The organism is Acidovorax sp. CCYZU-2555 (genome assembly GCF_018413525.1).
In the GTDB taxonomy this organism is placed as follows: Bacteria; Pseudomonadota; Gammaproteobacteria; order Burkholderiales; family Burkholderiaceae_C; genus Comamonas.
In genome coordinates this window covers 1-17045 of sequence record NZ_JAHCDD010000014.1, presented here as the reverse complement: position 1 = coordinate 17045, position 17045 = coordinate 1, and the positions used below count along the sequence as shown (strand labels likewise).

Below are 17045 nucleotides of genomic sequence, written 5' to 3'. Positions count from 1 at the left end.
CTGCGGTGCGCAGCAATGGGAAAGCAGTGAATCAGTTCGTGCCGAAGCGCAGACGCGCTTTTTCGAGGAACACGGCGACACGGCGAATCGCTTCGCGCAGGTCGGCCTCGTGCGGCAGGAACACGATGCGGAAATGGTCGGGATCGGGCCAATTGAAGCCCGTTCCCTGGACCAGCATGACCTTGGTTTCCTGCAGCATCTCGAGGAAGAACTGCTGGTCGTCCCGGATCGGATAGATCGCGGGATCGAGCTTGGGGAACATGTACAAGGCGGCCTGCGGCTTGACGCAGCTCACGCCCGGAATCGCGGTGATCAGCTCGTGCGCCAGATCGCGCTGCACGCGCAGCCGGCCGCCCGCGCGCACCAGGTCGTCGATGCTCTGATGGCCGCCCAGTGCCGTCTGCACCGCCCACTGGCCGGGCACGTTGGCGCACAGCCGCATGTTCGACAGCATGTTCAGGCCTTCGATGTAGTCGCGTGCGGGCTTCTTGTCGCCCGACACCACCAGCCAGCCCGCGCGGTAGCCGCACGAACGATAGGCCTTGGACAGCGAGTTGAACGTCAGCGTCAGCACATCGGTCGACAGGCTGGCCATGGGCACGTGCACCGCATCGTCGTAGAGCACCTTGTCATAGACTTCGTCGGCGAAGATCACCAGGCCATGCTCGCGCGCGATCTCGACGATGCCCTTGAGCAGGTCGGTCGAATAGAGCGCGCCCGTGGGGTTGTTCGGGTTGATGACCACGATGCCCTTGGTGCGCGGCGTGACCTTGGAGCGGATGTCGTCGAGGTCGGGCATCCAGCCGTTGGCTTCGTCGCAGGTGTAATGCACGGGCGTGCCGCCCGACAGGCTGGCCGCTGCCGTCCACAGCGGATAGTCGGGCGCGGGCAGCAGCAGTTCGTCGCCGTTGTCCAGCAGCGCATTGGTGGCCATCACGATCAGCTCGGATGCGCCATTGCCCAGGTAGATGTCATCGAGCGTCACGCCCTTGATGCCCTGGTGCTGGGTCTCGTGCATCACCGCCTTGCGCGCCGCGAAAATGCCCTTGCTGTCCGAATAGCCCGCGGAATTGGGCAGATTACGGATCATGTCCTGCTGGATTTCCTCGGGCGCATCGAAACCGAACACCGCCAGATTGCCGATGTTGAGCTTGATGATCTTGTGCCCGTCTTCCTCCATCTGCTTGGCCGCGTCCATGATGGGCCCGCGGATGTCATAACAGACGTTGGCAAGTTTGGCGGATTTGAGGACGGTCTTCATGCTGGTAGGGAGTAGTTACTGCAGAACACGCCAAAGGGCAAAGACCCCCTGGTGAAACCTATAATTTGACCACAGTTCCGCACTGCACCATCGCGCCCATGGGCATCCACTTTTCACGCCGGCTGCCCGCGCAGCCACAACCGAGCGCAGCATGAAATTCCAACCCGACCGCTCCGACGCACAGACCATCCGCGGCTACGGCCCCGGATGGATCGCCATCGAACAGGAAAAATTCAGCCACAGCCTGATCATCAGCGCGCAAGGACTGCGCCAGGACTGGAACTGCAAGCGTTTCGAAGACCTCACGCCCGCGCATTTCGCCGAACTGGCGGAAATTCCCGCGGAGCTGGTGCTGTTTGGCAGCGGCGCACGCAACCGCTTCGTGTCGCCCGCCTGGCTGCAGCCGCTGATCGCCAAGGGCATAGGCATGGAGACCATGGACACCCAGGCCGCCTGCCGCACCTACAACATCCTCGCGGGCGAGGGAAGAAACGTGGTCGCAGCGCTGCTGCTGGAGTAAGCCCAGCTTGCGCAAAAAGAAATGTGCCGACACAACCCGGCGGCGGTCAAGACCGCGCAACGACGCCTCAAGGGTTGTGTTTAGGCACTGTAAATCAATTCAGGGTAAAATACGCGGCTGCGGTTGGGGGTTGCACCAAAGCAATAACAGACCTTTGCCCTCAACTATTCAACGACTACACCCGAGAGATAGAAGCGCATGGCGATCGTTGTCAACAAACCACTCCCTGAATTCGAAGCCAATGCAACCGGCGGGCTCAAGGTGTCCAACACCTCCCACAACGGCCAAATTGTGATTCTCTACTTCTATCCTAAAGACAATACGCCCGGTTGTACCACCGAAGCGATGCAGTTTCGGGATAAATACAAGGATTTTGTCAAAGCCGGTGCCGCTGTCTTCGGTGTGTCGCGCGACAACATGAAATCCCATGATGACTTCAAGGAAAAGCTCGAGCTGCCCTTCGAACTCATCGCCGACACCGAAGAGAAGATGTGCCACATGTTCGGCGTGGTCAAGAACAAGATCATGTACGGCAAGAAGGTCAAGGGCATCGAGCGCAGCACGTTCCTGATCGATGCCGACGGCCTGCTGCACCAGGAATGGCGCGGCCTCAAGGTGCCAGGCCACGTCGAGGAAGTGCTCAAGGCCGTCAAGTCCTTGAAGACACTGAAGAAGGAAGCGGCCTGATTTTCAGCCCCTGCCCTTGAATGCCTTTGTCTGTCACAGAGGTATGCATAATGGAACGATGCTCCTGAGCTTCGTTTCATCCTGTGTTTCCAATCCCAAGCCGCCCCGGTCTCCGTGGCGGCTTTGTGCTTTTTGTTCCGCTGTTTTTTGATTGGGCCTGCCGAATATGCCACTGCCTCCTGCACCCAGCCGCCGCGCGGCCACTCTCCCTGCCGAAGCTTTCAGCGTAGTCGCACAACGCAAGGACACGCGCCCGAACATTGCTGACGACGACCTCGACGACGCGCCCGTGGCGGTCGCCGTTGCCGCCCCGGCACGCCGGCGCAGCGCCGGCGTGGAAGCCGCAGCCCCGCTGATCCAGGTTGAAACCACGGCGCGCACGCCCGCGCCCTCCGCCCCTGTGGTCGCTGCTGCGCCCGCCCCGGTCACGGCCGCCGCGCCGCGCGCCCGCCGTGCCAAGCGCGACAGCGCGCCCGCCCCAGTCGTCGAGGCCAAGGCCAAGACACCGGCGACCGCAGCGCCGACAGCGCCCGCCCCAGCTCCCGTGGCCGCAGCCAAGGTCAGCAAGCGCAAATCGCGCTCGGACAACACCACGCTGTTCGTGCTCGACACCAATGTGCTGCTGCACGATCCCACCAGCCTGTTCCGCTTCGAAGAGCACGACATCTTCCTGCCGATGGTGGTGCTGGAAGAGCTCGATGCGCACAAGAAGGGCATGACCGAAGTCGCGCGCAACGGCCGCCAGGTCAGCCGCAGCCTCGACGCGCTGGTCGCCGCCCAGGGCGAAACCAGCCTCGACAAGGGCTTGCGCCTGAGCGCCTCGGGCCACCGCAGCGCGACCGGCCAGCTGTTCTTCCAGACCGAAGCGCTGGAATGCACGCTGCCCTCGAGCCTCCCCCAGGGCAAGGCCGACAACCAGATCCTGGGCGTGGTCGAAGCCCTGCGCCTGCAGCGCAACGGCCGCGACGTGGTGCTGGTGTCCAAGGACATCAACATGCGCGTCAAGGCGCGCGCGCTGGGCCTGGCCGCCGAGGACTACCAGAACGACAAGGTGCTGGAAGACGGCGACCTGCTGTATTCGGGCCTGATGCCGCTGCCCCAGGATTTCTGGACCAAGGCCGGCAAGGGCATGGAAAGCTGGAACGAAGGCCCCTACACCTGCTACCGGGTCACGGGCGCGATCGTCGGTCAGTTCATGATCAACCAGTTCGTCTACTACGAAGCACCGGGCGAGCCGAGCCTTTTCCTGCGCGTGGCCGAAATCCGCGACCGCACGGCCGTGCTCAAGACCTTGCGTGACTATGGCCATGCCAAGAACGCGGTCTGGGGCGTGACCACGCGCAACCGCGAGCAGAACTTCGCGATGAATCTGCTGATGGACCCCGAAATCGACCTCGTGACGCTGACCGGCACGGCCGGCACCGGCAAGACGCTGATGGCGCTGGCCGCGGGCCTGACCCAGGTGCTCGACGAGCGCCGCTACACCGAGATCATCATGACGCGCGCCACGGTGAGCGTGGGCGAAGACATCGGCTTCCTGCCGGGCACGGAAGAGGAAAAGATGGGCCCGTGGATGGGCGCGCTCGACGACAACCTCGAATTCCTCGCCAAGGGCGACGGCGGCAATGCCGGCGAATGGGGCCGTGCCGCGACCAACGAGCTGATCCGCAGCCGCATCAAGATCAAGAGCATGAACTTCATGCGCGGTCGCACCTTCCTCAACAAGTACCTGATCCTGGACGAGGCACAAAACCTCACGCCCAAGCAGATGAAGACGCTGATCACGCGCGCCGGCCCGGGCACGAAGATCGTCTGCATGGGCAACCTGGCACAGATCGATACGCCTTACCTCACCGAAGGCTCGTCGGGCCTGACCTATTCGGTCGACCGCTTCAAGGGCTGGCCACACAGCGGCCACATCACGCTGGCGCGCGGCGAACGCTCGCGCCTGGCCGACTTTGCGAGCGAGGTGCTCTAAGCCATGCCGATCAGCTGGATCACTGCACTGAAGCTCGTGCCCTGGGGCGATGTCATCGAAGCCACGCCCCAGGTGGTCAAGGCCGCCAAGGGTCTGCTGCGCAAGAAGGACGCCGCGGCTGAAGAGGCCGCCACGCCATCGGCGTCGAGCAGGCTGTCGACGCCCCACTCCTCGGGCGAGCAGGCACTGCAGCTGATCCAGTCGCTCGAAGGCCGCATACGCCAGCTGGAGCAAGGCCAGCAGCAATCAGCCGAGCTGATCCAGCAACTGGCCGAGCAGAACGCGCAGGTGATTCGCACCGTCGACCTGCTGCGCACCGGCGCCCAGCGCCTGGCCTGGGCCTGCGTGGCGCTGGGGTTGACCGTGGTCGGACTGGTGATTGCGGTGTGGCGCATGGGTTGAGCGGCACGCCCTCCCCAAAAACAGAAAACGGCCTCAGGGCCGTTTTTTTATTGCGCCGCGCGCCCCAGCTCAGCGGCTACGTCAGAAATCGTCCGCGCCCATTGCAAGATTTTCGAAGCGCGTCTGGTTCTTCTGGAAGAACAGCTTGACCGTGCCCGTAGGGCCGTTACGCTGCTTGCCGATGATGACTTCGGCGATGTTGGGCTCCTTGGAGTCCTTGTTGTAGTAATCGTCGCGGTAGATGAACATGATGATGTCGGCATCCTGCTCGATGGCGCCCGATTCACGCAGATCGGACATCATCGGGCGCTTGTCGGTGCGCTGCTCGACCGAGCGGTTGAGCTGCGACAGCGCGATCACCGGGCATTGCAGTTCCTTGGCCAGCATCTTCAAGCCCCGCGAAATTTCGCCGAGTTCGGTCGCGCGGTTGTCGGAGCTTGCCGCCGAACCCGAGCCGCTCATCAGCTGCAGGTAATCGACCACGATCAGGCCGAGCTTGCCGCATTGGCGTGCCAGGCGGCGCGAGTTGGCGCGCAGCTCGCCAGGCGTCAGGCCCGGGCTTTCGTCGATGTGCAGCGACACCGTGCGCAGGCGCTCGATGGCTTCGGTGAGCCGCGGCCATTCGTCGTCGTTGAGCTTGCCGGTGCGCAGATTGCCCTGGTTCACGCGGCCGATCGAGCCCACGATACGCACGGCGAGTTGAGCGGCGCCCATTTCCATCGAGAAGATCGCGACCGGCAGGCCTTCGTTGAGCGCCACATGCTCGGCGATGTTCACCGCCAGCGCGGTCTTGCCCATCGAAGGACGCGCGGCCAGCACCACCAGGTCGCCGGCCTGCATGCCCGAAGTCATGCGGTCCAGGTCGGCAAAGCCCGTGGGCACGCCGGTCACATCCATCGGGTTGTCGGCCATTTCCTGGACGCGGTCCAGCAGGTCGACGACCAGCGTGTCCAGCGACTGGAAGCCCTGCTTGTTGCGCGCGCCCTCTTCGCCGATCGCGAAGATCTTCTGCTCGGCCTCGTCGAGCACGCGCTCCACGGTCTTGCCCTGGGGGTTGAACGCGTTGGTGGCGATGTCGTCGCTGGCCGTGATCAGCTTGCGCAGGATGGAGCGGTCGCGCACGATTTCCGCATAGCGGCGGATATTGGTCGCGCTGGGCACGTACTGGGCCAGCTGGTTCAGATACATCAGGCCGCCGATTTCCTCGGCCTTGCCCATGGTCTGCAGGTGCTCGTAGACCGTGATCACGTCGGCGGGCTTGCTGCCGTTGATCAGCTTGCCTATCGCTTCGTAGATCAGCTGGTGCTCGTGGCGGTAGAAGTCGCTGTGCGACAGCAGGTCGCCCACGCGGTCCCAGGCGTTGTTGTCCAGCAGCAGGCCCCCCAGCACGCTCGATTCGGACTCCATCGAATGCGGCGGCACGCGCAGCTGCGCGACCTGGCGATCCGGGGGAGAAAAAGCATCATCGAGCTCGAGCGGGGGCATAACAGAGGACATGAATTTCCTTGGGGGCAAGCCCTCCATCCTAGCCGCAGCCGGCGCCGGCGTCATCCGCGATGCGCGTTGTACGCACGGCAGATGCGGCTATGGCTTGCAAAGAGGGGGCCAAAGAGAAAGCAAAAAACACAAAAGCCGCCCGAAGGCGGCTTTGTTTCAGAGCCGAGGCGCTGAATTAGGCAGTTTCGCCGTAGACCGAAACGGTCACGTCGACAACCACGTCGGTGTGCAGGGACACGCTGACGGTGGTATCGCCAATGGTCTTGATAGGACCGTTGGGCAGGCGCACTTGCGACTTCACAACCTTGTAGCCTTGCTTGTTCAGCTCAGCCGAGATGTCGTGGTTGGTCACCGAGCCGAACAGACGGCCGTCAACGCCAGCCTTTTGCGACAGCTTGACATTGCTGCCGGCGAGCTTTTCGCCTTCAGCTTGTGCAGCAGCCAGCTTTTCAGCAGCAGCCTTTTCCAGTTCAACGCGCTTGGCTTCGAACTGGGCCTTGTTGGCTTCAGTCGCGCGGCGTGCGGAGCCGGTAGGGATCAGGAAGTTACGGGCGTAGCCGTCTTTGACCTTGACGATATCGCCCAGGTTACCCAGGTTTACAACCTTTTCGAGCAGAATGATTTGCATGGTTCGTGCTCCTTAGATCTTGTGCTGGTCGCTGTAAGGCACCAGGGCCAGGAAGCGCGCGCGCTTGATGGCGGTGTTCAGCTGACGCTGATAGATGGCGCGGGTGCCGGTCAGACGTGCGGGCACGATCTTGCCGTTTTCGCCGATGAAATCGCGCAGCGTGTCGACGTCTTTGTAGTCGATTTCTTCAACGCCAGCCACGGTGAAGCGGCAGAAGCGCTTGCGCTTGAACAGCAGCGACTGGGTGTTGCGCTTGGGGCGCTTGTCTTTGTTGAATTTCTTGAACGTGGCCATTGCTGGACCTCTTGAAAATTAATTTTGTTGAATATCCTGGATGTGCATCACCACTGTCTTGCTGTTGCGCGGGGTAGCGAGGAAGCCTTGAAACTTCCAGCTGCTGCCGGGGGCCTGGCGAGCCAGACGCTCTGCCAGTGCCCCAAAGGCCACCGCTTTGACAGCTGCCTTGACATTCCGCTGGGTACCTGCCTCTTGCTGCTGCGATTCGTGTTCGATTCGCAGATCCAGCGCTGGCAGTCCGGCGGGCGTGTAGCGCAAGGGTTCAACCTCGGCGATACAGGCAGTCAGGACAACGTGGTTTTCCACTCCGTGGGCGTGATGTGACGCTGAGTTCAGGCCTGTTCGGCTTGGTTAGCCTTGCGGGCTTCTTCGCGCTCGACAGTCTTCATCATCGAAGAAGGTGCAGTATCAGCCTTCTTCTTTTGCACGGTCAGGTGACGCAGCACGGCGTCGTTGAACTTGAACGCGTGTTCCAGTTCAGCCATCACGGCTTGATCAGCTTCGATGTTCAGGCACAGGTAGTGGGCCTTGGCAAGCTTGTTGATCATGTAGGCCAGTTGACGACGGCCCCAGTCTTCTTCACGGTGCACCTTACCGCCGCCGGCGGTAATCATGCCCTTGTAGCGCTCCAGCATGGCTGGAACTTGTTCGCTTTGATCCGGGTGGATCAACAAAATGATTTCGTAATGACGCATGTAAACTCCCTTTTGGGTTGGGCCCCCCGCTGCGTCTGTAGCGGTGTGGCAAGGCAAAGCAGGCAATTATAGCGTCGCTTCTTCAGGCTTGTACACTCCATGCCTGAGATGCCCTTGCCAGGTGGCGGTTTACCAGCCCAATGACGCGCCGCGCCGGCCGGTCTTGAAATCTTCCGGCAGGTGCCCCATCTGCGCAGCAGTTGTTTATTTCCTCTTATTCTTTAAGCCTTAACCCATGTCTGAACAGAATCCTACAGCCCACCCTGCCCCGGCAGATGCCTCGCCTGAAGAAGTGGAAGCCGCAATGGCCGCCCACAGCGCGGACGAAATCGCCCGCCTGCAGGCCGAGCTCGCGGAGATCAAGACCAAGAGCGCCGAACTGGCAGACCAGTTCCTGCGCGCCAAGGCCGAAGCGGAAAATGCGCGTCGCCGCGCCGAGGACGAAGTGTCCAAGGCCCGCAAGTTCAGCATTGAAAGCTTCGCCGAGAGCCTGTTGCCTATCTGCGACAGCCTCGACGCCGCGCTGGCCATCCAGTCGGCCACGACCGAGCAGCTGCGCGAAGGCGCCGACGCCACGCGCCGCCAACTGGTTTCGGCGCTGGAACGCAACAAGGTCCAGCCCATAGACCCCGCCGCCGGCGAAAAATTCGACCCCCATCTGCACCAGGCTATCAGCGTGGTGCCCGCCGAGCAGGCGCCCAATACCGTGGTTGCCGTGCTGCAAAAGGGTTATCTGATCTCCGACCGCATCCTGCGTCCGGCGCTCGTGACCGTCACGGCCCCTAACTAGCTGAAAAATTTCGGCGTGACGGCTTGAAGCAAGACCGCACGCCACAAGTTATCAGCCATTCATATATTTAATATTTCGGAGAAGAACATGGGAAAAATCATCGGTATCGATCTGGGCACCACCAACAGCTGCGTGGCTGTGATGGAAGGCAACACCATCCGCGTGATCGAGAACAGCGAAGGTGCGCGCACCACGCCGTCGATCATTGCCTACCAGGAAGACGGCGAGATCCTCGTCGGCGCCTCGGCCAAGCGCCAGGCTGTGACCAACCCACGCAACACGATTTACGCTTCCAAGCGCCTGATCGGCCGCAAGTTCGCCGAGAAGGAAGTGCAGAAGGACATCGACCTGATGCCCTACACGATCACCAAGGCTGACAACGGCGACGCCTGGATCGAAGTGCGCGGCCAGAAGATGGCACCGCCACAAATCAGCGCCGAAGTGCTGCGCAAGATGAAGAAGACCGCCGAGGACTTCCTGGGCGAGCCCGTGACCGAGGCCGTGATCACGGTGCCGGCCTACTTCAACGACGCCCAGCGCCAGGCCACCAAGGATGCAGGCCGCATCGCCGGTCTGGATGTCAAGCGCATCATCAACGAGCCTACCGCTGCAGCCCTGGCCTTCGGCCTGGACAAGACCGACAAGGCCGATCGCAAGATCGCCGTGTATGACCTGGGTGGCGGCACGTTCGACGTCTCGATCATCGAAATCGCCGACGTGGACGGCGAAAAGCAGTTCGAAGTGCTGTCGACCAATGGCGACACCTTCCTGGGCGGCGAAGATTTCGACCAGCGCATCATCGACTACATCATCAGCGAGTTCAAGAAGGAACAAGGCGTTGATCTGTCCAAGGACGTGCTCGCGCTGCAACGCCTGAAGGAAGCCGCCGAAAAGGCCAAGATTGAACTGTCGAACTCGGCCCAGACCGACATCAACCTGCCTTACGTCACCGCCGACGCTTCGGGACCCAAGCACCTGAACATCAAGCTGACGCGCGCCAAGCTCGAAAGCCTGGTCGACGAACTGATCGAGCGCACCATCGCTCCCTGCCGCATGGCCATCAAGGACGCCGGCATCTCCGTGTCCGACATCCATGACGTGATCCTGGTCGGCGGCATGACCCGCATGCCCAAGGTACAGGAAAAGGTCAAGGAATTCTTCGGCAAGGAACCCCGCAAGGACGTGAACCCCGATGAAGCCGTGGCTGTCGGCGCCGCCGTGCAAGGCCAGGTGCTGTCGGGCGACCGCAAGGACGTGCTGCTGCTGGACGTGACGCCGCTGTCGCTGGGCATCGAAACGCTGGGTGGCGTGATGACCAAGATGATCACCAAGAACACGACCATCCCGACCAAGTTCGCACAGACGTTCTCGACGGCTGACGACAATCAGCCGGCCGTGACCATCAAGGTGTTCCAGGGCGAGCGCGAAATCGCTGCCGGCAACAAGGCGCTGGGCGAGTTCAACCTCGAAGGCATTCCACCAGCAGGCCGCGGCGTGCCGCAGATCGAAGTGACCTTCGACATCGACGCCAACGGTATCCTGAACGTGTCCGCCAAGGACAAGGCGTCGGGCAAGGAAAACAAGATCACCATCAAGGCGAACTCGGGTCTGTCGGAAGAAGAGATCCAGCAAATGGTCAAGGACGCGGAACTCAACGCGGCCGATGACAAGAAGAAGCTGGAACTCGTGCAGTCCAAGAACCAGGGCGAAGCCGCGGTGCACAGCGTGACCAAGAGCCTGGCCGAACACGGCGACAAGCTCGACGCCGCCGAGAAGGCCTCGATCGAAGCTGCCGTCAAGGAAGTCGAAGAAGCCCTCAAGGCCGACGACAAGGACGCCATCGACGCCAAGACCACGGCGCTGATGACCGTGAGCCAGAAGCTCGGCGAGAAGATGTACGCCGACGCGCAGGCTGCAGGCGGTGCTGAAGCGGCGGCTGCCGCCGGTGCGGCAGGCGCAGCAGGCGCGGCCCAGGGTGCCTCGGCACCCCATGACGACAATGTGGTCGACGCCGAAGTCAAGGAAGTCAAGAAGGACTGATGCGTCAGGTCCTCAGTGACTGACCGCCGCCGCGTCGTCCCGTTTTCGGGGTGACGCGGCGTTCCTGTTCCAACCGGCCCCAAAAATCAACATGTCCAAACGCGACTATTACGAAGTCCTAGGCGTTGCCAAGAACGCTTCGGACGAAGAAATCAAGAAGGCTTATCGCAAGCTCGCGATGAAGCACCACCCTGACCGCAACCAGGGCGATACCGCCGTCAAGGCCGAAGAGAATTTCAAGGAGGCCAAGGAGGCCTACGAAATGCTCTCCGACGCCCAGAAGCGCGCGGCCTATGACCAGTACGGCCATGCAGGCGTGGACCCGAACCGCGGCATGGGCGGCGGCGAAGGCTACGGCGGTTTCGCCGAAGCCTTCGGCGACATCTTTGGCGACATGTTCAGCCAGGGCCAGGGACGCGGCGGACGCGGCGCCGGTCGCCAGGTGTACCGTGGCAACGACCTCAGCTATGCGATGGAAATCACGCTCGAGGAAGCCGCCAAGGGCAAGGACGCGCAGATCCGCATCCCGTCCTGGGACAGCTGCGACACCTGCCACGGCTCGGGCGCCAAGCCCGGCACCAGCGCCAAGACCTGCACCACCTGTGCGGGCCAGGGCTCGGTGCAGATGCGCCAGGGCTTCTTCAGCGTGCAGCAGACCTGCCCGCATTGCCGCGGCACGGGCAAGATCATTCCCGAACCCTGCACCAGCTGCCAGGGCCAGGGCAAGGTCAAGCACCAGAAGACGCTCGAAGTCAAGATTCCCGCAGGCATCGACGATGGCATGCGCATCCGCTCCACCGGCAACGGCGAGCCAGGCACCAACGGCGGCCCTGCGGGCGATCTGTACATCGAGATCCGCATCCGCAAGCACGACATCTTCGAGCGCGAAGGTGACGACCTGCATTGCCAGGTGCCCGTGAGCTTCATCACCGCGGCCCTGGGCGGCGAGATCGAAGTGCCCACGCTGGCCGGCAAGGCCGCGATCGACATTCCCGAAGGCACGCAGGCCGGCAAGCAGTTCCGTCTGCGCGGCAAGGGCATCAAGGGAATCCGCGCGAGCTACCCTGGCGACCTCTACTGCCACATCGTGGTCGAGACGCCCGTCAAGCTGACCGAGTACCAGCGCAAGCTGCTGCGCGAGCTCGAGGAATCGCTGCAAAAGGGTGGCGGCCGCCACTCGCCCAGCGGCGAAAGCTGGACCGACAAGCTGAAGAAGTTCTTCAGCTGATCAACCCAGCCATCTCCCCATCCCCGCCGCGTGCGGGGATTTTTTTGCCTGCGCCACGCGCCATGTTCGCTGAAAGACATTCACGCCATCGCCGTTTACGATGGCAAGGCGTTAATATTGAGGGAAAATACGCCCAACTTCTCTTTTCGAGAAGCATATAAAACCCATGAAGAATTCCGAGCGCAGTTTTGCGCGCCGCATCGACCTCACTTCCCTGCAGCTGTTCGTCGCCGTCTGCGAGCTGGGCAGCATAGGGCGCGCGGCCGAGCGCGAGTTCATCGCTGCTTCGGCCGTCAGCAAGCGCCTGTCCGACCTCGAAGCCGCGGTCGATACCGCCCTGCTGTACCGCCACAGCCGCGGCGTCACGCTGACGCCGGCCGGCGAAAGCCTGCTGCACCATGCGCGCACCGTGCTGTTCGGGCTCGAGCGCATGCAGGGCGAACTCAGCGAATACGCCGAAGGCGTGCGCGGCCATGTGCGCATGCACGCCAACATGTCGGCCATCCTGCAGTTCCTGCCAGAAGACCTGGGCCGGTTCGCGCGCACCCACAGCCAGATCAAGATCGACCTGCAAGAGCGCCTGAGCGCCGAAGTGCTGCACGCGGTGCAGGAAGGCACGGCCGACATCGGCATCTGCACGCTGGGCACGGGCGGCGCGGGCGACCTGCAGACCCGACCCTACCGCAGCGACCGCCTGGTCGTCGTCGTGCCCGAAGCCCATCCGCTGGCAACCACGCCCAGCGTGGCTTTTGCCCAGGTGCTCGACTGGGACATCGTCGGTCTCAAGGCCGACTCCAGCATAGGCCTGGCGATGCAGGCCGCGGCCGCGCATGCAGGCAAGCCGCTGCGCCAGCGCATTCAGGTCACCAGCCTCGACGCCATGTGCCGCATGATCGACAACGGCCTGGGCCTGGGCCTGCTGCCCGACCGCGCGTTCGCGCTGATGCATGGCGTAGGCCACCTGCGCGCCGTGGTCCTGACCGACGACTGGGCCGCGCGCGAAGTACTGCTCGTGGCCCGCGATTTCGAGACCCTGCCGATGACTTCGCGGCTGCTGGTAGAGCACCTGGCCGCCGCCTAAAATCACCCACCCACCTGAAACCATAAAGCCGAGAGAACGCCATGGGACGCACCCTGTACGACAAGATCTGGGACGAGCACGTCGTCCACACCGAAGAAGATGGCACGTCCATCCTCTACATCGACCGCCATCTGGTGCATGAAGTGACCAGTCCCCAGGCGTTCGAAGGCCTGCGCGTCGCGGGCCGCAAGCTCTGGCGCATCAGCTCGGTGGTCGCCACGGCCGACCACAACACGCCGACCACCGGCTGGGAACTGGGCTACGACGGCATTGCCGACCCGATCAGCAAGGAACAGATCACCACGCTCAACGACAACATCGGCGAGTTCGGCTCGGCGGCGTTCTTCCCGTTCATGGACAAGGGCCAGGGCATCGTCCACGTGATGGGCCCCGAGCAGGGCGCGACCCTGCCCGGCATGACCGTGGTCTGCGGCGACAGCCACACGTCGACGCACGGTGCATTCGGTGCGCTCGCGCACGGCATAGGCACCTCGGAAGTCGAGCACGTGATGGCCACGCAGACGCTGCTCGCCAAGAAAGCCAAGAACCTGCTGGTGCGCGTGGACGGCAAGGCCGCGCCCGGCGTCACCGCCAAGGACCTGGTGCTGGCCATCATCGGCAAGATCGGCACGGCCGGCGGCACGGGCTACACCATCGAGTTCGCGGGCCAGGCGATCCGCGACCTGTCCATGGAAGGCCGCATGACGGTCTGCAACATGGCGATCGAAGCCGGCGCGCGCGCCGGACTGGTGGCCGTGGATGAGAAAACCATACGCTACGTCAAGGGCCGCCCGCTCGCGCCCACGGGCGTCGAATGGGACCAGGCCGTGGCCTACTGGCAGACGCTGCAGTCGGACGCCGACGCGCAGTTCGACCTCGTGGTCACGCTGGACGCCACGCAGATCGTGCCGCAGGTCACCTGGGGCACTTCGCCCGAAATGGTGCTGGGCATTGACGCCGTCGTGCCCGATCCCGACAAGGAAAAGGACAGCAACAAGCGCGGCGCGATCGAGCGCGCGCTGGTCTACATGAACCTCGAGCCGGGCAAGGCGATCGACGACATCAGCATCGACAAGGTGTTCATCGGTTCGTGCACCAACAGCCGCATCGAAGACATGCGCGAAGCCGCGGCCATGGTGCAAAAGCTCGGCCGCAAGGTCGCGAAGAACGTCAAGCTGGCGATGGTCGTTCCCGGTTCGGGCCTGGTCAAGGAACAGGCCGAGCGCGAAGGCCTGGACCTGATCTTCAAGGCCGCGGGCTTCGAATGGCGCGAACCCGGCTGCTCCATGTGCCTGGCCATGAACGCCGACCGGCTCGAGCCCGGCGAGCGCTGCGCTTCGACCTCGAACCGCAACTTCGAAGGCCGTCAGGGCGCGGGCGGACGCACCCATCTGGTCAGCCCATCGATGGCCGCGGCAGCTGCCGTGCACGGCCATTTTGTCGACGTGCGCCGCTTTGTCTGAACGGCAACGCTGAGCTCCCCCTTCGAGGAATACCTTCCATGCAAAAATTCACCGTACAAAAAGGCCTCGTGGCCCCGATGGACCGCGAGAACGTCGACACCGACGCCATCATTCCCAAGCAGTTTCTCAAGTCGATCAAGAAGACCGGCTTCGGCGTGAACCTGTTCGACGAATGGCGCTATCTGGACCACGGCGAACCCGGCCAGGACCCGGCCAGCCGCAAGCCCAACCCCGACTTCGTGCTGAACCAGCCGCGCTACCAGGGTGCGTCCATCCTGATCGCGCGCAAGAACTTCGGCTGCGGCTCGAGCCGCGAGCATGCGCCCTGGGCGCTCGACCAGTTCGGCTTCCGTGCCGTGATCGCGCCCAGCTTCGCCGACATCTTCTTCAACAACTGCTTCAAGAACGGCCTGCTGCCCATCGTGCTGCCCGAAGCCACGGTCGCCGCGCTGTTCGATGAAGTCGCGGCCTTCCCGGGCTACGAGTTGACCATCGACCTCGAGCGCCAGGTCATCGTGCGCCCCCAGGGCGAGGAAATTCCGTTCGACGTGAACGCGTTTCGCAAGTACTGTCTGCTCAACGGCTTCGACGACATCGGCCTGACCCTGCGCCAGTCCGACAAGATCAAGGCCTTCGAGGCCCAGCGCCTGGCGACCAAGCCCTGGCTCGCCCATACCCTGGTCCAGGGCTGATCGCCTGACCCGCTGCGCGCGCACCGGCGAACGCCGGTGGCCGCAGTCCCCATTTTTTACTTCGACAGAGAATTCCCATGAAAATTGCAGTCTTGCCCGGTGACGGCATCGGCCCGGAAATCGTCGCGGAAGCCGTCAAGGTGCTCAATGCCCTCGACCTCGACTTCGAAATGGAATCGGCCCCGGTCGGCGGCGCGGCCTATGCGCTCACCGGCCATCCGCTGCCCGAAGCCACGCTCAAGCTGGCGATGGAAGCCGATGCCGTGCTGTTCGGCGCCGTCGGCGACTGGAAGTACGACACGCTGGACCGCCCGCTGCGCCCCGAGCAAGCCATTTTGGGCCTGCGCAAGCACATGGGCCTGTTCGCCAACTTCCGTCCGGCCATCTGCTACAAGGAACTGACGCACGCTTCCAGCCTCAAGCCCGAGCTGGTCGCCGGCCTCGACATCCTGATCATCCGTGAACTCACGGGCGACATCTACTTCGGCCAGCCGCGCGGTCGCCGCATCGCCACCGACGGCCACTTCCCTGGTGCCGAGGAAGCCTTCGACACCATGCGCTATTCGCGTCCCGAGATCGAGCGCATCGCGCATGTGGCCTTCCAGGCCGCGCAAAAGCGCAGCAAGCGCGTGACCAGCGTCGACAAGGCCAACGTGCTCGAGACTTTCCAGTTCTGGAAGGACGTGGTCACCGAAGTCGGCAAGGAATACCCGGATGTGCAGCTGGACCATATGTATGTGGACAACGCCGCCATGCAGCTGGTCAAGGAACCCAAGCGCTTCGACGTGGTGGTCACGGGCAACATGTTCGGCGACATCCTCTCGGATGAAGCCTCCATGCTCACCGGCTCCATCGGCATGCTGCCTTCGGCCAGCCTGAACTCCAAGGGCCAGGGCCTGTACGAGCCCAGCCATGGCAGCGCGCCCGACATCGCGGGCAAGAACGTCGCGAATCCGCTGGCGACCATTCTGTCGGCCGCGATGATGCTGCGCTTCAGCCTGAACCAGGAAGCCGCTGCCCAGCGCATCGAAGATGCGGTGCAAGCCGTGCTGGCCCAGGGCTTGCGCACGCCCGATATCTGGAGCGAAGGCACGACCCGCGTCGGCACCGCCGAGATGGGCGACGCGGTGGTGGCCGCGCTGCGCTGAACTGCAGCCTGCCGCGCGACAAAGCAGCCAGCAATGGCTGCTTTTTTATGCCTGTTGCTGTCGCGCGTGTGCCATGCGTAGGCACTGTAGGAGCATCACTCGAAATAGATAAAAGCTATTGATATAAAAATTCTATTGCATGAGAATTTAAATACTTTCCTGCTATCAGGGCGGCAGCACACGCAGGAAAGCCGTTGGGCAATGCCATATGGCATCCCTGTATCAACCTTTCATCTATTTCCATGTATATCTTCAACAGTCTCTGGAACAGCACCGTCGCCTACTTTCAACCCGCAGTGAAGTATTGCGAAGAGCACAAAATCAACCGCACCACAATCGGCAACGTGGCCAACGACATCGGCTTCATCGTGGTCGAAGGCACCAAGCTGGCCGTGAGCAATGCTCCACCCATGGCCTTTCAAGCGCTGGCTACGGGAGGCCGGGCCATGCTGGACCTCAGCCATGCCGCGCTCACGAGCGTGCATGCATGGCAATTCGGCAGCGCGGGGCAGAACCCGCAAAAAAGCAGTGCCACCATGGTCATCGATCTCGCAAGTGCGGCGGGCGAAAAGCTCACCGAGCTCCCGGGCGCGGCGGGCGAAAAGCTGCAGGACTTGAGCCACAGCGCGCTCAAGAGC

General features: G+C 62.8%; 18 protein-coding genes. 12 read left to right on the top strand and 6 right to left on the bottom strand.

All coding sequences use genetic code 11. The features are described 5' to 3' along the window. Window positions 1–31: 31 nt before the first annotated feature. A complete protein-coding gene (locus tag KHY18_RS07020; RefSeq protein WP_213296473.1) occupies window positions 32–1261 on the bottom strand; it encodes a pyridoxal phosphate-dependent aminotransferase in 1230 nt (409 codons plus the stop codon). A gap of 151 nt (window positions 1262–1412) precedes the next feature. Here KHY18_RS07020 and KHY18_RS07015 point away from each other — a divergent pair, with 151 nt between their 5' ends. The 4 genes from KHY18_RS07015 (at window position 1413) to KHY18_RS07000 (ending at window position 4848) form a co-directional block, all read left to right on the top strand. Next, complete coding sequence (locus KHY18_RS07015) at window positions 1413–1781, top strand: Mth938-like domain-containing protein (RefSeq protein WP_213296470.1); 369 nt, start codon at window positions 1413–1415, stop codon at window positions 1779–1781. Window positions 1782–1979: 198 nt separating this feature from the next. Next, on the top strand, window positions 1980–2468 hold the full coding sequence (locus tag KHY18_RS07010) for a peroxiredoxin (RefSeq protein ID WP_159914397.1): 489 nt from the start codon (window positions 1980–1982) through the stop codon (window positions 2466–2468). Between the two features lie 166 nt (window positions 2469–2634). Beyond that, the gene (locus KHY18_RS07005; RefSeq protein WP_213296467.1) at window positions 2635–4446 is read left to right on the top strand and encodes a PhoH family protein; all 1812 of its coding nucleotides are present in this window, start codon (window positions 2635–2637) and stop codon (window positions 4444–4446) included. A gap of 3 nt (window positions 4447–4449) precedes the next feature. Then, entirely contained in the window at window positions 4450–4848 is a 399-nt protein-coding gene (locus tag KHY18_RS07000; RefSeq protein WP_213296464.1) for a hypothetical protein, read from the top strand. A gap of 81 nt (window positions 4849–4929) precedes the next feature. Here the strand turns inward: KHY18_RS07000 and dnaB are convergent, their stop codons facing one another. From dnaB to rpsF, 5 genes are all read right to left on the bottom strand, one after another. Then, on the bottom strand, window positions 4930–6345 hold the full coding sequence (gene dnaB / locus KHY18_RS06995; RefSeq protein WP_213296450.1) for a replicative DNA helicase: 1416 nt from the start codon (window positions 6343–6345) through the stop codon (window positions 4930–4932). A 175-nt stretch (window positions 6346–6520) separates the two neighbouring features. Next, on the bottom strand, window positions 6521–6973 hold the full coding sequence (rplI, locus tag KHY18_RS06990) for a 50S ribosomal protein L9 (RefSeq protein ID WP_213296447.1): 453 nt from the start codon (window positions 6971–6973) through the stop codon (window positions 6521–6523). 12 nt (window positions 6974–6985) lie between these two features. Further along, a complete protein-coding gene (rpsR, locus tag KHY18_RS06985; protein WP_012207026.1) occupies window positions 6986–7267 on the bottom strand; it encodes a 30S ribosomal protein S18 in 282 nt (93 codons plus the stop codon). 18 nt (window positions 7268–7285) lie between these two features. Beyond that, window positions 7286–7576 carry a primosomal replication protein N gene (priB, locus tag KHY18_RS06980; RefSeq protein WP_213296444.1) on the bottom strand — a complete coding sequence of 97 codons (291 nt, stop codon included), beginning with the start codon at window positions 7574–7576 and terminating at the stop codon, window positions 7286–7288. 26 nt (window positions 7577–7602) lie between these two features. After that, window positions 7603–7965 carry a 30S ribosomal protein S6 gene (rpsF, locus tag KHY18_RS06975; protein WP_159914409.1) on the bottom strand — a complete coding sequence of 121 codons (363 nt, stop codon included), beginning with the start codon at window positions 7963–7965 and terminating at the stop codon, window positions 7603–7605. A 235-nt stretch (window positions 7966–8200) separates the two neighbouring features. On the opposite strand from rpsF, the gene grpE reads away from it, so the two are divergent. From grpE to KHY18_RS06935, 8 genes are all read left to right on the top strand, one after another. Beyond that, complete coding sequence (grpE, locus tag KHY18_RS06970) at window positions 8201–8755, top strand: nucleotide exchange factor GrpE (protein WP_213296441.1); 555 nt, start codon at window positions 8201–8203, stop codon at window positions 8753–8755. An 87-nt stretch (window positions 8756–8842) separates the two neighbouring features. Next, window positions 8843–10795, top strand: coding sequence for a molecular chaperone DnaK (gene dnaK / locus KHY18_RS06965; protein ID WP_213296438.1), 1953 nt, complete (start codon window positions 8843–8845; stop codon window positions 10793–10795). A 91-nt stretch (window positions 10796–10886) separates the two neighbouring features. Then, window positions 10887–12023, top strand: coding sequence for a molecular chaperone DnaJ (gene dnaJ, locus KHY18_RS06960; RefSeq protein WP_213296435.1), 1137 nt, complete (start codon window positions 10887–10889; stop codon window positions 12021–12023). Between the two features lie 166 nt (window positions 12024–12189). After that, window positions 12190–13104 (top strand): LysR family transcriptional regulator, encoded by a 915-nt coding sequence (locus KHY18_RS06955; protein WP_213296432.1) that lies wholly within the window; start codon window positions 12190–12192, stop codon window positions 13102–13104. Between the two features lie 41 nt (window positions 13105–13145). Continuing rightward, window positions 13146–14567, top strand: coding sequence for a 3-isopropylmalate dehydratase large subunit (gene leuC, locus KHY18_RS06950; RefSeq protein ID WP_213296429.1), 1422 nt, complete (start codon window positions 13146–13148; stop codon window positions 14565–14567). Window positions 14568–14605: 38 nt separating this feature from the next. Then, window positions 14606–15259: a 3-isopropylmalate dehydratase small subunit gene (leuD, locus tag KHY18_RS06945; RefSeq protein ID WP_213296426.1), complete on the top strand. Its 654-nt coding sequence runs from the start codon at window positions 14606–14608 to the stop codon at window positions 15257–15259. Window positions 15260–15336: 77 nt separating this feature from the next. After that, a complete protein-coding gene (gene leuB, locus KHY18_RS06940; RefSeq protein WP_213296423.1) occupies window positions 15337–16407 on the top strand; it encodes a 3-isopropylmalate dehydrogenase in 1071 nt (356 codons plus the stop codon). Window positions 16408–16601: 194 nt separating this feature from the next. Then, on the top strand, window positions 16602–17045 hold a 444-nt coding region (locus KHY18_RS06935), incomplete at its 3' end, for a hypothetical protein (RefSeq protein WP_213296420.1).

What these genes read in the sequence shown, in the direction of transcription:
- KHY18_RS07020 (WP_213296473.1), bottom strand. Translation starts at nt 1,261, where the DNA reads ATGAAGACCGTCCTCAAATCCGCCAAACTTGCCAACGTCTGTTATGAC.
- KHY18_RS07015 (WP_213296470.1), top strand. Translation starts at nt 1,413, where the DNA reads ATGAAATTCCAACCCGACCGCTCCGACGCACAGACCATCCGCGGCTAC.
- KHY18_RS07010 (WP_159914397.1), top strand. Translation starts at nt 1,980, where the DNA reads ATGGCGATCGTTGTCAACAAACCACTCCCTGAATTCGAAGCCAATGCA.
- KHY18_RS07005 (WP_213296467.1), top strand. Translation starts at nt 2,635, where the DNA reads ATGCCACTGCCTCCTGCACCCAGCCGCCGCGCGGCCACTCTCCCTGCC.
- KHY18_RS07000 (WP_213296464.1), top strand. Translation starts at nt 4,450, where the DNA reads ATGCCGATCAGCTGGATCACTGCACTGAAGCTCGTGCCCTGGGGCGAT.
- dnaB (WP_213296450.1), bottom strand. Translation starts at nt 6,345, where the DNA reads ATGTCCTCTGTTATGCCCCCGCTCGAGCTCGATGATGCTTTTTCTCCC.
- rplI (WP_213296447.1), bottom strand. Translation starts at nt 6,973, where the DNA reads ATGCAAATCATTCTGCTCGAAAAGGTTGTAAACCTGGGTAACCTGGGC.
- rpsR (WP_012207026.1), bottom strand. Translation starts at nt 7,267, where the DNA reads ATGGCCACGTTCAAGAAATTCAACAAAGACAAGCGCCCCAAGCGCAAC.
- rpsF (WP_159914409.1), bottom strand. Translation starts at nt 7,965, where the DNA reads ATGCGTCATTACGAAATCATTTTGTTGATCCACCCGGATCAAAGCGAA.
- grpE (WP_213296441.1), top strand. Translation starts at nt 8,201, where the DNA reads ATGTCTGAACAGAATCCTACAGCCCACCCTGCCCCGGCAGATGCCTCG.
- dnaK (WP_213296438.1), top strand. Translation starts at nt 8,843, where the DNA reads ATGGGAAAAATCATCGGTATCGATCTGGGCACCACCAACAGCTGCGTG.
- dnaJ (WP_213296435.1), top strand. Translation starts at nt 10,887, where the DNA reads ATGTCCAAACGCGACTATTACGAAGTCCTAGGCGTTGCCAAGAACGCT.
- KHY18_RS06955 (WP_213296432.1), top strand. Translation starts at nt 12,190, where the DNA reads ATGAAGAATTCCGAGCGCAGTTTTGCGCGCCGCATCGACCTCACTTCC.
- leuC (WP_213296429.1), top strand. Translation starts at nt 13,146, where the DNA reads ATGGGACGCACCCTGTACGACAAGATCTGGGACGAGCACGTCGTCCAC.
- leuD (WP_213296426.1), top strand. Translation starts at nt 14,606, where the DNA reads ATGCAAAAATTCACCGTACAAAAAGGCCTCGTGGCCCCGATGGACCGC.
- leuB (WP_213296423.1), top strand. Translation starts at nt 15,337, where the DNA reads ATGAAAATTGCAGTCTTGCCCGGTGACGGCATCGGCCCGGAAATCGTC.